Origin of the sequence: Bacillus sp. SJ-10 (genome assembly GCF_002843505.1) — a bacterium.
GTDB classification, from domain to species: domain Bacteria; phylum Bacillota; class Bacilli; order Bacillales; family Bacillaceae; genus Bacillus; species Bacillus velezensis.
On the sequence record NZ_CP025258.1, the window covers coordinates 243,426 to 257,024 of the forward strand.

Genomic DNA, 13,599 nt, shown 5'->3' on the forward strand with positions numbered 1-13,599 from the left:
CGCCGCTGGAGGCGGCTTTTTTTACGATGGCTGGATAAATATGCTGAGCTCAGCTTCCGCCACAGGCTTCCCGGCAACGGAAGCTTTCGCCCGGCCGAACACAAAACCGCGTCTGATTCGCGTGACCTCAAAAAAAAGATCCAGACGGTCTCCCGGCAAAGCGGCACCTAACCTTTCCGCTTTCTTCACCGCGGATAAGAGACCGAGGCCGTCACCGCCGGTAATTCCCGCGCAAGCCGCCGTTTGGGCCATTGCTTCAACGATGAACGAAAATGGCATCTCTCTTTGGGATTCAGTTATAAACCAGTCATTTTCACTGATGTTTTTGTAAGCAGCCGCCCATTTTCCGGCTTCACTGTTCGTCGTGCCGTCAATCAAAAGAAACGGAAAACGATGGGGCAATAGCTTCTGATTCATCACGCAGCCTCCCTTCTCTCTCATTATAACGCAAGAAAAAACCCGCGTCCCCCGACGCGGGTTCATTTTTATTGATTGAGCTTTTTGAGCACGATGCCGTGCAGCGGCTCATGCGGCTGAATACCGCAAATGTCTTGAAGAACGCCGCTCGTGCCTTTTTCCGCGATAAGCTTTTGCAGCTCAACCGCTTCCGGATCATCCTGATAGTCAAAGCGCAGGGCGGCGGCGATGCCTTCTGCCAGCGCGTTCGGTTCTTTTATTTTTTTGGCCGGCCCTACTAATCTGTCATTCGCTCCGAGTTTTCTAAGCGGTGATCTGGCGACTCTTGTCACATCATCCGTGATGTATTCATTTTCAAAGCGGCCGATGATTTTCTTCATGTACTGCTCGTGTTCGGATTGCTTAAAGCCGTACGCTTTCACCAAGTACTCGCCCGTTTCTGAAAGTGCATCGTACACGACACGCCGGATTTCCGGATGGCCGATGGCCTCTTTGACGGTTTTTAATCCGCGCTGATAGCCGACGTACGCCGTAACGGCATGGCCGGTATTGACGGTAAACAACTTTCTCTCGATGAAAGGCGTAAGATCATCCGTAAACAACGCACCTTCCAGTACCGGCTGGCCGCCGGCAAAGCCGGTTCTGTCTATGACCCATTCAAAAAACGGTTCTACGGATACTTTCAGCGGATCTTCATGGTGCTGAATCGGCACAATCCGATCCACCGCAGAATCCGGGAAGCCGACCGTCCGGTTCACGAGTTCCCGCTCCGCTTCCGTCAAATGTCCGAAAACTTCTTTTTTCAGAAAACTGCTGCCGCCGATCATATTTTCACAGGCAATGATATTGAGAGGCTCAGAGGACGTTCTGCGCTTCAGCCCTTCCGCGATGGACGGGGCGATGAGTCTGAGAACGTTCGGGCCCACCGCCGTCGTAATGATCGCCGCTTCATTGATCAGCCTGTACAGCTCTTGTTCTTGCACCGCGCTGTTGATGGCTGAAACGGGGCCGATGATTTCGGTCTGCCGGCCGCCGTCGGCAAGCTCCACGGTATATTCCTTCTTTTCATTGAGAAGGCTGACCATCGTTTCATTCACATCAGCGAAAACTACGTCATAGCCGGAATGATGGAGCAGGGCGCCGATAAAGCCCCGCCCGATGTTTCCCGCTCCGAAATGAAGGGCAATCATGTCAGTTCACCTCGCTGAAAATAGCGGCCAGTTCTTCTTCCGTCTTTGCACTGATCAGCCGTTCGATGTTTTCTTCCTCTGAGCAGATGATGGCGATGTTTGACAGGATGTCTAAGTGTTCATTGTTTTTTCCGGCGATACCGAAAACGACCTTTGCCGTATTGCCTTCACCGTATTCAACACCGTCCGGAATCTGGATGACGGAAATGCCTGAATGAAGCACCTCATCCTTTGCATCTTCCGTGCCGTGCGGGATCGCGATGAAATTCCCCATAAACGTGGATGATGTTTCTTCACGTTCGAACATTTTTTCCACATAGCCGTTCTTCACGTAGCCGTTATCAATCAATGTCTGTCCCGCGAGGCGGATGGCATCCTCTTTTGAGTTCACCGTCTGGTTCAGTTTGATGTTCGCTTTAGCCAATACTTCCATGATGAAGATCCCTCTTTCTGTTTGATTAGTTTTTAAGCTTTTCAATCAGTTCATCGTATTTCGGGCTGTTCAAGAAATTATCAACCGAAATGTGCACCGCCTGCGGCAGCTTCGCTTTCGCGCGGTCAGTCAGGTCCTTATGCGTAATGACGATATCCGCGTCATTCGGAAGATTATTGATCGACGTATTTGTCACATCAATATCCAGGTCTGCTTTTTTCACTTTGTTTCTTAAAATGGAGGCGCCCATTGCGCTCGATCCCATACCCGCGTCGCATGCGAAGATAATGCGGCTGACTTGGTCGGCGGAAATATCAGCGGCGCTGTTTTCCGGCTCTTCCTCTTTGTCTGCCAACGCGGCCGCCGCTTCGCTTTTCCTGCCTTTCATTTCCTGCATTTTTTCCGCCGCGGCTGTCAAATCTTCTTCACCCGCTTTAGACGATTTCAGAATAAGCGCCGAAACGATAAACGATACGGCCGCGGCAACGATGACGCCCGCCAGCACGCCGAGATAGCTTCCTTTCGGCGTCAGCGCCAAAATGGCGATGATGCTTCCCGGAGATGATGCGGCAACAAGACCCGCGTTAAAGATCGAAAATGTAAGCAGCCCGCTCGCTCCCCCGGCAATCGCCGCGAGGATCAGCATCGGTTTCATTAAAATGTAAGGGAAATAGATTTCATGAATCCCCCCGAAGAAATGAATGATCGCCGCTCCCGGAGCCGTCGATCTTGAAGAGCCTTTCCCAAAGAACATATATGCCAGTAAAATACCGAGTCCCGGCCCGGGGTTCGCTTCCACTAAGAACAGAATGGATTTACCCGCTTTGGCGGCCTGCTCGATTCCGATCGGACTTAAAATGCCGTGGTTGATCGCGTTATTCAGGAACAGGACTTTCGCCGGTTCTACGAAAACGCTTGCAATCGGCAGCAAATTCGCGTGGACAATGACTTCCACACCCGCCGCCAGCAATTTGTTAAGAGACAGGACGACCGGGCCGATCGCATAAAACGCGATAATCGTCAGCACAGCTCCGATAATTCCCGCCGTGAAGTTGTTGATCAGCATTTCAAAACCCTGTCTGACTTTATCTTTAAACACACGGTCTAATTGTTTAATGAGATAACCGCCCAAAGGCCCCATAATCATTGCCCCTAAGAACATCGGAATGTCCGCTCCGACAATGACTCCGATGGCCGCCGTCGCTCCGACGACTCCCCCGCGGTGATCGTAAATCATTTTTCCGCCCGTATATGCGATTAAAAGCGGCAGTAGATACGTAATCATCGGGCTTACCAATGTATTCAGCTGCGGATTCGGAAACCATCCCGCTGGAATAAACAGCGCGGTGATAATTCCCCATGCGATAAATGCGCCGATATTCGGCATGATCATACCGCTTAAATAACTGCCGAACCGCTGTATCTTCACTTTCATGCCAGCTTGCTGTTCTTGCTGCATGTTCATTCCCTCCCTGTTTGCTTGCCTTCAGATGAAAATAAATAAGACACGGGGTTTCTCTCTCCCCTGTGTCTTCATCATAAAACGCTTACAATCCCCATTCAATGAAAAGTAAAGAGGAGTTTGGCACAGAGACTGTGACAAATCCTTAACAAAAAAAAGACACCTCATCAAAGGTGTCTTACCGCTTTCTGTATATAATGTGTCCTTTTGTGACAACGAGTTTGGCAATGAGCCGCTCACTGATAATAAACACCGGATACGCACATACGAGCGCGAAAATGGCGGCCGGCACATACCGCGCTGCCGGAAACATCGGCATGACGGCGGTTCTGGCCATCTGCACAAGATAAATCAAAAGCACCGTGATCGCAATGGCCGCAGCCATAATCGGAGCTGATACTTTATATTCACGCAATTTCACATGGCAATGCCCGCACTGAAACTGGCACGGGATCATGGATGATCTGACCATGTCGCCTGTAATCGGCTTGCCGCAGTTCGGGCAGGTCGTTTCTTTCATGTTTATTCCTCCATTCAACTCTTCTATTATAACAGAGTCTGACTACGTCTTTTACATTTGTGATTGTTCAACATTTTTTCACATATTTTATCATCAGGCTCTTGTGTGCATTTGTGAAAACATCTACTCTTAGAGGGAGGTTCATCACTCATTCGCATAAAAAGGAGGATGCAGAATTGCTTCCGATTCACAGACAGCAAACCTTGCTTGAATGGCTGAAAGAAGAGGGCGCGCTGAAAATCTCTGACATAAGCGAGAGATTCGGCGTCTCCGAGATGACCGTGTACAGAGACGTCAATCAGCTGGCGGATGCAAACCGGATTATCCGGACACCCGGCGGCATTACGCTCCCGCCCGCTTCAGAACGAAGCGCCAATCAATGCGGCTATTGCCTGCGGCCGATTCAGCATTCGTATTCTGTTCAGCTTATTACCGTTTCACAAGCCGTTGAGCAGATGTGCTGCATTCATTGCGCGATTTTGCGGTATGAGGATAAAAAGGAAGAAGTGTCCCACGTCATTTGTAAAGATTTTCTTCTTCAGACGACGCTGACGGCCGCTTCCGCATACTTTTTAGTCCATGCCGATATTGACCTTCACTGCTGCCGGCCTCAGGCGATTCCCTTCTCAACGCTTGATTACGCAGAACGGTTTCAAAAAGGATTCGGCGGGGTCATTTGCACCTTTGACGAGGCGGCGGACATCATCTTACACGACAGGCAGAAGGGATGCACCTGCAGCAAGACATAACAACAACCAACCGGAAGGCGGTGTCATCATCCATGAGACAGAACAAACGCTGGCTCATCTTTTTGCTGTTCCTTGTTTTGATTCCGAAAACAAGCTTCGCCCACGCCTACATCACAAACTCAAATCCGGGTGAGAACAGCGAATTAAAACAAGCGCCGAAGCAGATTGAAATTGAGTTTAATGAACAGATTGAAGAAGGCTTCCACTCCATTAAGGTCTATAATTCATCCGGCGAACGGGTTGACGCGGGCAAAACGGTGATTCAAAAAAATGATGCCCGCATCATGACCGCGGCATTGAAAAAAAACCTGCCGCATGATATTTACAGAGCGGAATGGAACGCGGTATCGGCCGACGGACATCCGGTATCCGGCGTCATCCCTTTCAGTATCGGAAAAGCCGGCGGAGAACTTCAGGAGCAGACATCATCGCAAGCGGCGCTTCATCCCGAAGCGGCCATCGACCGCGGTATTTTGTACACCGCTCTCTCCCTGTTTATCGGCACGGCTTTTTTCCATCTGTTTTGGTACAGAAATAATAAAGATTCATCAAAAGCAAAACGAACTGTAAAGCTGCTCGTGATTTCTTTGTGTTTAACGGGGCTCGCGCTTATCTGCCAGCTCCCGATCCAGACGAAAGAAAACGCGGGCGGCGCTTGGAGCGCCGCGTTTCAGCCGGACTATGTAAAAGAAACGCTTCTGAAAACGGCAGGCGGGTACGTCTGGATGATCCAGATCAGCTTATTTATCCTGCTCGCCCTGTCCATGATCCCGCTGCTGAAGAAGAAAGCATTCCGGTCATTTGCGTACTGGACGGCGCCGCTGTTGTTCTTCTTCGCTTCGCTTTTGGCAAAAGCATTCGCCGGGCACGCGGCGGTTATCGACGAAAAAGCGGTCGGCATCGCAATGGACTTTCTCCATTTATCGGCCGCGTCTGTATGGATGGGCGGTATCGCCGCGCTTGTGCTGCTTCTTTCATCAGAGTGGAGAAAACCCGATAAAACCATCGCTTGGGAAACGGTCAGACGGTTTTCTCCTTGGGCGTTCGCCTCTGTCGGCGTGCTGTTATTTTCAGGTGTGCTGAACGGATTTTTCATTATCCGCACGTTTGATTCACTCTTTCACACCGCTTACGGTAAGACGCTCCTTTTGAAAATCGGACTGTTTGTCATCATGCTTGCGCTCGGCGCCGTTCACGTATGGATGACGAAGTTCAGCAGAAAAAGGAGCATCAGCGCAACGATAAAGGCCGAATGGGCACTAGGCATCGCGGTATTATTCACAACCGCCGTCTTCACAAGCCTGCCCAGCCCGCCGCCGCCTGCGCCATTGCCTTTTAACGGCTCAGAAACGATCGGAAACGGGGAAACCCTGTCCTTGCACATTACGCCGAACCAGCCGGGGAAAAATGAATTTCAAGTCATTGTCACCGATCACAACGGCAGCTTGGTAAAAGACATTCAGCAATTTACGGTCACTGTTTACCAGACGGGCTTCAGCGGCAAACAGCATGAAAGCACCTTTGATTTGAAGAAGACGAAGGAAGGCACATTCGAAGCCGCCAACCTGTCCATCACCGAAAAGGGAAACTGGAAGATCAAAGTCCACGGGCTGACAAACGATTTTAATGAAATCAACCAAATATTCTCAACGACAAACTAAGGAGTGTATCTCATGTTGAAAAAAAAGGCTTTATTATTCATATCCGCCGTGACCCTGTCACTCGTCGGTTTTACGGCGACAGCAAGCGCCCACGTCTCAGTCAAACCCGCGGAATCCGCGGCCGGTTCTTGGGAAACGTACACGATGAAAGTGCCTGTGGAAAAGAATGAGCCGACAACGAAAGTCGTACTGAAAATGCCCGCCGGCGTTGAATTTCAGCAGTATCAGCCGATTCCGGGCTGGAAAACATCCGTATCCAAACATGATGACAAAGCGGTCTCCGTCACTTGGGAAGCAAAGGACGGCGGCATTCAGCCCGGCCAATTCCAGCAGTTCACGTTCGTTGCGAAAAATCCTGAAAAGAGCGGAGATGCCGCTTGGGACGCTTACCAATATTACAAAGACGGCAGCATTGTAGAATGGACGGGTGATGAGAAAGCCGACACGCCTCACTCAATTACGAAAATCACGAAATCGGCCAGCGTGACGGATGCGCACGGAGCTGAACAGTCAAACGAAGAAAGCAAATCCGGCGTATCAGCGCTTGATATTGCGGCCATCGTTCTGTCAGCTGCGGCGATTATCCTTTCCATCGCGGCGCTTGTAAAGAAAAAACGCGCGTAAGCAAAAAGCGATCCGGCTCTAAAGAGCCTGCGATCGCTTTTTTTCTTATCCGCGTCCTGCCTGGAATGACGGATATTTTGTCATTCCGCCGTCAGCAAACAGCGTAATGCCGGTCACATAGCTTGATTCCTTTGAAGCAAGCCAGACGGCGACAGCCGCGATTTCTTCCGGCTCACCGATATATCCCATCGGAATCATGCTTTCCACATCTTTTCTCTGAACGGGATCTGCAAATTTTTCCGCGTTGATCGGCGTATTAATGGCGCCCGGCCCGATGTTGTTGACACGGATGCGCTTCGGCGCGTACTCAAGCGCCAGCGTTTCCGTCATCAATTTGATGCCGCCTTTACTTGCCGCGTAGTGAACAAACAGCGGCCATGGAATCATTTCATGTACGCTTGACATGTTAATGACGTTTCCTTGAATATCATTCTCTACGTAATATTTAATGGCTTCGCGGCTTCCTAAGAAAGCGCCGGTCAGATTGGTATTGATGACTTTGTTCCAGTCTTTGAGCGGCATTTCATGCGACTGAACCGGATTTTCCATGCCGGCGTTATTGATCATGACATCCAATGTGCCAAATTCCTTCACTGCGGTCTGCACGATGTTTTTGACATCTTCTTCTTTTGTGACGTCTCCTTGAATGATGACCGCTTCGCCTCCCGCTTTTTGAATCTCTTCTTTAACGGTTTGGGCGTCTTTTTCATTACTATAGTAGTTAACCACGACTTTCGCCTGCTCCTGTCCGAAGCGGATCGCCATCGCTTTTCCTAATCCTGATGAAGCTCCCGTAATGGCAACGACTTTTCCTTTTAAATCCGTGTACATGTTCAAACCTCCTGCATATGTTATGAATTTGATTTCGCAACGCCTAAGAATACCGCGGCCACAATGATCAGGATAATCCCGATGGCAATGGCGACCAGCTGACGCTTCGTTTTGCTCTCACGGAGAATGAAGATTCCGCCGAGCGTGCTGATGACGATCCCCATTTGAGAAAGGGAAAAACTTGTCGCAACTCCGACGCGCGGCTGTGAGATGAACAGAAACATATTCCCGAGCGCCCAGATGATTCCCGGCAGAATGTTCTTGAGGGCGTACTTATTAAACGGTTTATGCTTGTACGTCAGGAGTAGTCCCCCGATGACCATCCCGATCGCCTGCGGCAGAAGCGCTGACCATCCGGATACGCCGAACAGCCGGGCCACAACGACATAGACCAAATAACCGAGCGTGGAGATCAGCAGGATGACAATGCCTTTTTTTAAGTTTCCCGGTTCTCCGTCCGCCCGCCCCTTTTTATCTTCTAAAGATGTGAGCACAATCCCGACGATGATAAAAATAAGGGCGAGAATACCCAGCGTAATCGCGATCGGGGTTGACCATTCTTTGAATACGATCACACCGAACAAAGAAGTCGAGACGAGCTGCATTCCCGTTGATATCGGCATCGTTTTTGAAACGCCCATCAGCTGTATGCTTTTAAGCTGATTGCTTTGGCCGAGCGACCAAAACAGCCCCGAGATGATGCCGACAATAAAAATGCGCCCAGACAGCACCGGGTGGACAAACAGATATAGCACAAACGAAACGATGAGCGCCCCGATTGTCGTTCCCAGCGTCTGGCTGTAAGGCCCGCCGCCTAATTTGACGTTAAATAACACGATGCTCCCCCAAAATAAAGCCGGGAGAAGAGCCAGTAATATATCCATGATGGCGACCTTCTTTCAATCGTATTTGCTGTTATTTTGTCTGGAATCGAACCGATTATTCCCGCAAGATCAAAAAAGCCTGCCGGCGATATTCACCGGCAGACTGCTCAATAAAAACAGCCCCGCTTAGAAGCGGGGCTTTCTTTTCGGCTCATTAAAGTCCGATAGACATGTATTTGGTTTCCAGGTACGGTTCAATGCCTTCCGTACCGCCTTCACGGCCGATGCCGCTTTCTTTCATTCCTCCGAACGGCGCTTGAACCGCGGACGGACCGCCGTCATTCCAGCCGATGATGCCGTATTCAAGCTGTTCAGAAATATAAATGCCGCGGCGGTAGTTTTCTGTGAAGAAATAAGCCGCAAGCCCGAACGGCGTATCGTTCGCAAGCTTGATCGCTTCATCAATATCTGAGAACGTAACGATCGGCGCAACCGGGCCGAATGTTTCTTCATGCATGATGTTCATGGATGTATCTACATCTGAAAGCACGGTCGGCGTCACGAAATAGCATCCTTTTTCATCGTTTTGGTCATACGTTCCGCCCGTCAGCACTTTTGCGCCTTTTTCCACGGCGTCATTAATTTGGCCGACGATTTTATCGAAGCCTTTTTTGTTGATGACAGGGCCGACGTTTACGCCTTTTTCAAGACCGTTTCCGACTTTGAGTTTCGCAGCTTCTTCACTCAGTTTTTTCGCAAACTCGTCTTTTACGGATTCGTGTACGATCAGCCGGTTCGCACAGACGCAGGTTTGGCCGGCATTTCTGAATTTAGAGGCCATTGTTTGGGCTACCGCCAGATCAAGATCAGCGTCTTCATCCACGATCAGCGGCGCATGTCCGCCAAGCTCCATTGACATATGTTTTACGGTGTCGGCGCTGTTTTTCATCAGGATTTTGCCGACAGGCGTTGAGCCGGTAAAAGTAATTTTACGGATTTTCGGGCTGCTGGTGAAGACGTTTCCGATTTCGGCTCCGTCACCGATCACCACTTGCAGCACGTCCTTCGGAATTCCCGCTTCATATGCGAGACGCGCAAGGGCGTAAGCGGAAAGCGGCGTATCCTCCGCCGGTTTGATGATGAACGTACAGCCTGCCGCCAAAGCGGGCGCGGCTTTTCTTGTAATCATCGCATTCGGGAAATTCCACGGCGTGATCGCGGCTACCGGGCCGACCGCCTGACGGGTGACGACAATCCGTTTGCCCGTTGTCGGCGCAGGTACGGTTCTGCCGTAAATCCGTTTTGCTTCTTCGGCGAACCATTCAATATAACCGGCGCCGTATAAAACTTCTCCGACCGCTTCTTCATACGGTTTGCCGTTTTCTTTCGTAATTAATTCCGCAAGTTCTTCTTTATTTTCAACAATCAGCTCATACCATTTTCTCAAAAGTGAGGCACGTTCTCCCGCTGATGTTTTGGACCATGATTGAAACGCTTGATGTGAACGTTCAATCGCTTTTTCAACATCTTCGGCCGTCTGCTGGGGGATGCTTTCGATCGCCTCTCCCGTTGCCGGGTTGTACACTGTTAATTGTTCTGGCATATTGAACATTCCTTTCTCTGCTATAGTAAAGCCATTGAATGCTTGTTGATGTATCTCACACTTTCATGATAGCAGACACATCCGCCGGCATTCCAATAATTGAACTCACAGAGCTGCTTCGATAATGGAAAGGCCTTCTTTGAGCTGCTCATCCGTCACGACAAGCGGCGTCAGGAATCTGATAATGTTGCCGTTAATGCCGGCCGTCAGCAGCAGCAGTCCGTTCTCGTTCGCCGTTTTAGCGATCGCCGCGGCTTTCGCTTTGTCCGGTTCCCGCGTGTCCGGATCTTTGATAATTTCGATGGCCGCCATCGCACCGAGTCTGCGCACTTCTCCGATACAGGCATGCTCTTTTTTCCACTCGAGCGCTTGATGCTCGATGATCCGGCCGATCTCCTCGGAACGCTGATTCAGCCCTTCTTCTTCAATAATATCCAAGACCGCGAGCGCAGCCGCACAGCCGAGCGGGCTTCCCGCATATGTGCCCCCGAGTTCACCCGGCGCGGCGGCATCAAGCATTTCCGCCCGGCCGATGACGCCGCTCAGCGGCAATCCGGCCGCAAGTGATTTGGATACGGTGATCAAATCAGGAACGGCTCCGAAATGCTCAATCGCAAAATATGTTCCCGTTCTGGCAAAACCGGTCTGGATCTCATCCGCTACAAAAACGATGCTGTGTTTTTTACAAAAAGCGGCGACGTGCTGCACGAAACGTTTTGACGGAATGATGAAGCCGCCTTCTCCCTGAACCGGCTCCATTACGACACAGGCGACGGTTTCCGGTGCAACTGCGGAGATAAAGAAATCCTCAAAAGCGCTGATGATAAAGTCGTCATACTGCTCGTCGCTCATGCCGGCCGGCTTTTGATAATAGTAAGGAAACGGCGCCTGATACACCTCTGAGGCAAATGGGCCGAAACCGAATTTATAAGGCTTCACCTTGCTCGTCATGCTCATCGTCATGTTCGTGCGGCCGTGGAACCCTCTTGTAAATGACACGACAGCCTGGCGCTTCGTATATTTTCTGGCGATTTTCACGGCGTTTTCCACCGCTTCCGCTCCCGAATTGAGAAAAATCGCTTTTTTCGCATGATCTCCCGGCGCAAGGGCGCAAAGTTTTTCGGCCAGCTCAATATAAGACGGATACATCATGACGTTAAATCCCGGGTGAATCAGATCCTCCGCCTGTTTCTTCACGGCCTCCACCACTTTCGGATGGGAATGGCCGACATTCAGCGTTCCGATCGCTCCGGCAAAATCAATGAATCGTCTGCCGTCCAAATCGTACAAAAGCGCCCCTTCCCCTTTTACGGCCATGCCGCGGTTTCCGTTGCCGACCCCCTTGGAAACGAATTGATCCCGTTTTTGCTGCCACTGGGCAGTTGTCACTTCCGTTGATGCTGTTCGACTCATAGATTCCATCCCCCTGCATTGTTTTCTTATCATTCTGACTTCTTTTTGGTATGATGAAAAGTACCAAAATCAATTTATCCATGGTATCAGAAAGGGGCAGGGTCTGGATGCTGACGATTTCCATTGATCATTCGGAAACGGCGGATTATATCTATCAGCAGATCTATCAGCACATAAAAGCGGCCGTTTTGAAGCGCAGCCTGATGCCTCATACAAAGGTGCCGTCTAAACGGGAGCTTGCCGAGACGCTGAAGGTCAGCGTGAATTCAGTGAATTCAGCTTATCAGCAGCTGCTTTCGGAAGGTTATTTATATGCAGTCGAAAGAAAAGGCTTTTTCGTGGAGGAAATTGATACGGTTTATCATGAAGAAGCGCCTTCGCTTCTATTGCCTGATGATTTGAAAGAGCGGGAGACGGATAAGAGCGGCTGGATTTCGTTTTCTCATATGAGCGTGGATACGGCGCATTTCCCTCTGAAAAGCTGGTTTCGCTGTGAGCATAAAGCAGCCGCCCGTTCATTTCATACACTCGGAGAACTCGTCCACCCGCAAGGTTTATATGAAGTCCGTGAAACAATTTCGCGGCTTATTTCCCTGACAAGGGGCGTTACATGCCGCCCGGAACAAATCGTGCTCGGGGCGGGCACGCAATTGCTGGTGCAGCTGCTGACGGAACTGCTGCCCGAAGACGCGCCCTACGCCATGGAGAACCCGGGATATATGAGGATGTACCGGCTGCTGCAAAACCTCGGGAAAAAGGTTGCAACGATCAGCCTTGATGAAAAAGGCATGTCCATGGACGAAATCGAAAAACGCCGGCCCTCTGTATTGATCACTACGCCTTCCCATCAATTCCCCTCAGGCGTGATCATGCCCGCTTCCCGGCGGATTCAGCTTTTAAACTGGGCCGCCGAACAGAACGGCCGCTTCATCATTGAAGATGATTATGACAGTGAATTTAAATATGACGCCGATACGATACCGGCGCTTCAAAGCCTTGACCGGTTTCAAAATGTCATCTACATGGGGACCTTTTCAAAATCCCTTTTCCCAGGTCTGCGCATCAGCTATATGGTTCTGCCGCCCGGGCTTTTGCGGACGTTCAAAGAGAGAACGTATGACCTGCATACGTGCAGCACGCTTGCCCAGCTCGCGCTGAAAGAATTTATCGAATCAGGTGAATATCAGAAACATATTAAAAAGATGAAGCAGCATTATAAGAACATGCGGGAACGCCTCATTTCGGCTTTGGAAGAAACATTCGGAGATAGAATCAGTGTAAAGGGCGCCAATGCGGGGCTTCATTTTGTCACTGAGTTTGACTGCGCCCGTTCAGAAAAAGAGATATTGGCACGGGCGGATGCAGAACAGCTCGATCTGTTTGCGATGAGCCGGTTCCGTCTGAAAACGGGAAGCGATTCAAATAAGCCGCAGCTCATTCTGGGATTCGCCCGCCTGAAGGAGAGCGATATTCAAGAAGGCGTCTACAGACTTTACCTGGCAGTTTTCGGCGCATAAAAAAACCCCCGGAATTCGGGGACTTATTTACCAGCGGTCCGGCTCTGTCTGCAAAATCGCCTCCAGCAGGCCGGGAAACGCCGCTTGTAAATCATCTTTGCGCAGGGAATAATAACGGTGCTTCCCGTCTATGCGCACTTGGGCGATCCCCGCTTCCCGCAGCACTTTGAAGTGATGGGACAGCGTTGATTTAGCGACCCGGACATCAGCGCAGGTTCCGCACGTTTTTTCTGTTGTTTCCGCCAATTGTTTGACCAGCTCTAAGCGGAGCGGATCACTCAGAGCATGAAGAACCTTTGTCAGCTGTAAGCGTTCGGTTTCAGGATGGTTTGGAATGTTCATGAGTCAAATGTAA

The 13,599-nt window shown here is 50.4% G+C and carries 14 protein-coding genes; 4 read left to right on the top strand and 10 right to left on the bottom strand.

Going from position 1 to position 13,599, the window contains the following annotated elements; all coding sequences use genetic code 11:
- Positions 1–21: 21 nt before the first annotated feature.
- The 5 genes from CXL14_RS01330 to CXL14_RS01350 form a co-directional block, all read right to left on the bottom strand.
- Positions 22–417 carry a 3-hydroxyacyl-ACP dehydratase FabZ family protein gene (locus CXL14_RS01330; RefSeq protein ID WP_014416917.1) on the bottom strand — a complete coding sequence of 132 codons (396 nt, stop codon included), beginning with the start codon at positions 415–417 and terminating at the stop codon, positions 22–24.
- Between the two features lie 68 nt (positions 418–485).
- Entirely contained in the window at positions 486–1,607 is a 1,122-nt protein-coding gene (locus tag CXL14_RS01335) for a mannitol-1-phosphate 5-dehydrogenase (protein ID WP_014416916.1), read from the bottom strand.
- A gap of 1 nt (position 1,608) precedes the next feature.
- Positions 1,609–2,040 carry a PTS mannitol transporter subunit IIA gene (locus CXL14_RS01340; RefSeq protein WP_012116817.1) on the bottom strand — a complete coding sequence of 144 codons (432 nt, stop codon included), beginning with the start codon at positions 2,038–2,040 and terminating at the stop codon, positions 1,609–1,611.
- Positions 2,041–2,065: 25 nt separating this feature from the next.
- The gene (locus CXL14_RS01345) at positions 2,066–3,505 is read right to left on the bottom strand and encodes a PTS mannitol transporter subunit IIBC (RefSeq protein WP_014720723.1); all 1,440 of its coding nucleotides are present in this window, start codon (positions 3,503–3,505) and stop codon (positions 2,066–2,068) included.
- Between the two features lie 175 nt (positions 3,506–3,680).
- A complete protein-coding gene (locus CXL14_RS01350; RefSeq protein ID WP_014416915.1) occupies positions 3,681–4,022 on the bottom strand; it encodes a hypothetical protein in 342 nt (113 codons plus the stop codon).
- A gap of 176 nt (positions 4,023–4,198) precedes the next feature.
- Here CXL14_RS01350 and CXL14_RS01355 point away from each other — a divergent pair, with 176 nt between their 5' ends.
- The 3 genes from CXL14_RS01355 to CXL14_RS01365 are packed head-to-tail and all read left to right on the top strand — an operon-like array spanning position 4,199 to position 7,056.
- Entirely contained in the window at positions 4,199–4,771 is a 573-nt protein-coding gene (locus CXL14_RS01355) for a DeoR family transcriptional regulator (protein WP_007609432.1), read from the top strand.
- A gap of 32 nt (positions 4,772–4,803) precedes the next feature.
- The gene (locus CXL14_RS01360) at positions 4,804–6,432 is read left to right on the top strand and encodes a copper resistance CopC/CopD family protein (RefSeq protein WP_014416914.1); all 1,629 of its coding nucleotides are present in this window, start codon (positions 4,804–4,806) and stop codon (positions 6,430–6,432) included.
- A 12-nt stretch (positions 6,433–6,444) separates the two neighbouring features.
- Positions 6,445–7,056: a YcnI family copper-binding membrane protein gene (locus tag CXL14_RS01365; RefSeq protein ID WP_007410287.1), complete on the top strand. Its 612-nt coding sequence runs from the start codon at positions 6,445–6,447 to the stop codon at positions 7,054–7,056.
- Between the two features lie 45 nt (positions 7,057–7,101).
- Here CXL14_RS01365 and gdh read toward each other — a convergent pair whose 3' ends face one another.
- The 4 genes from gdh to gabT all read right to left on the bottom strand — a co-directional run bounded on the left by gdh (position 7,102) and on the right by gabT (position 11,727).
- Entirely contained in the window at positions 7,102–7,887 is a 786-nt protein-coding gene (gene gdh, locus CXL14_RS01370) for a glucose 1-dehydrogenase (protein WP_015416819.1), read from the bottom strand.
- Between the two features lie 20 nt (positions 7,888–7,907).
- Positions 7,908–8,771, bottom strand: a complete 864-nt coding sequence (locus tag CXL14_RS01375; RefSeq protein WP_014416913.1) for a RhaT/GlcU family sugar-proton symporter — start codon at positions 8,769–8,771, stop codon at positions 7,908–7,910.
- Between the two features lie 154 nt (positions 8,772–8,925).
- Positions 8,926–10,314 carry a succinate-semialdehyde dehydrogenase gene (gene gabD / locus CXL14_RS01380; protein WP_014416912.1) on the bottom strand — a complete coding sequence of 463 codons (1,389 nt, stop codon included), beginning with the start codon at positions 10,312–10,314 and terminating at the stop codon, positions 8,926–8,928.
- A 105-nt stretch (positions 10,315–10,419) separates the two neighbouring features.
- Positions 10,420–11,727: a 4-aminobutyrate--2-oxoglutarate transaminase gene (gabT, locus tag CXL14_RS01385; protein WP_014416911.1), complete on the bottom strand. Its 1,308-nt coding sequence runs from the start codon at positions 11,725–11,727 to the stop codon at positions 10,420–10,422.
- Between the two features lie 107 nt (positions 11,728–11,834).
- Here gabT and gabR point away from each other — a divergent pair, with 107 nt between their 5' ends.
- Complete coding sequence (gabR, locus tag CXL14_RS01390) at positions 11,835–13,244, top strand: MocR-like transcriptional regulator GabR (protein ID WP_014416910.1); 1,410 nt, start codon at positions 11,835–11,837, stop codon at positions 13,242–13,244.
- A gap of 27 nt (positions 13,245–13,271) precedes the next feature.
- On the opposite strand, the gene CXL14_RS01395 is transcribed toward gabR, so the two are convergent.
- Positions 13,272–13,586: an ArsR/SmtB family transcription factor gene (locus tag CXL14_RS01395; protein WP_012116810.1), complete on the bottom strand. Its 315-nt coding sequence runs from the start codon at positions 13,584–13,586 to the stop codon at positions 13,272–13,274.
- Between the last annotated feature and the right edge of the window lie 13 nt (positions 13,587–13,599).

What these genes read in the sequence shown, in the direction of transcription:
- CXL14_RS01330 (WP_014416917.1), bottom strand. Translation starts at nt 417, where the DNA reads ATGAATCAGAAGCTATTGCCCCATCGTTTTCCGTTTCTTTTGATTGAC.
- CXL14_RS01335 (WP_014416916.1), bottom strand. Translation starts at nt 1,607, where the DNA reads ATGATTGCCCTTCATTTCGGAGCGGGAAACATCGGGCGGGGCTTTATC.
- CXL14_RS01340 (WP_012116817.1), bottom strand. Translation starts at nt 2,040, where the DNA reads ATGGAAGTATTGGCTAAAGCGAACATCAAACTGAACCAGACGGTGAAC.
- CXL14_RS01345 (WP_014720723.1), bottom strand. Translation starts at nt 3,505, where the DNA reads ATGAACATGCAGCAAGAACAGCAAGCTGGCATGAAAGTGAAGATACAG.
- CXL14_RS01350 (WP_014416915.1), bottom strand. Translation starts at nt 4,022, where the DNA reads ATGAAAGAAACGACCTGCCCGAACTGCGGCAAGCCGATTACAGGCGAC.
- CXL14_RS01360 (WP_014416914.1), top strand. Translation starts at nt 4,804, where the DNA reads ATGAGACAGAACAAACGCTGGCTCATCTTTTTGCTGTTCCTTGTTTTG.
- CXL14_RS01365 (WP_007410287.1), top strand. Translation starts at nt 6,445, where the DNA reads ATGTTGAAAAAAAAGGCTTTATTATTCATATCCGCCGTGACCCTGTCA.
- gdh (WP_015416819.1), bottom strand. Translation starts at nt 7,887, where the DNA reads ATGTACACGGATTTAAAAGGAAAAGTCGTTGCCATTACGGGAGCTTCA.
- CXL14_RS01375 (WP_014416913.1), bottom strand. Translation starts at nt 8,771, where the DNA reads ATGGATATATTACTGGCTCTTCTCCCGGCTTTATTTTGGGGGAGCATC.
- gabD (WP_014416912.1), bottom strand. Translation starts at nt 10,314, where the DNA reads ATGCCAGAACAATTAACAGTGTACAACCCGGCAACGGGAGAGGCGATC.
- gabT (WP_014416911.1), bottom strand. Translation starts at nt 11,727, where the DNA reads ATGAGTCGAACAGCATCAACGGAAGTGACAACTGCCCAGTGGCAGCAA.
- gabR (WP_014416910.1), top strand. Translation starts at nt 11,835, where the DNA reads ATGCTGACGATTTCCATTGATCATTCGGAAACGGCGGATTATATCTAT.
- CXL14_RS01395 (WP_012116810.1), bottom strand. Translation starts at nt 13,586, where the DNA reads ATGAACATTCCAAACCATCCTGAAACCGAACGCTTACAGCTGACAAAG.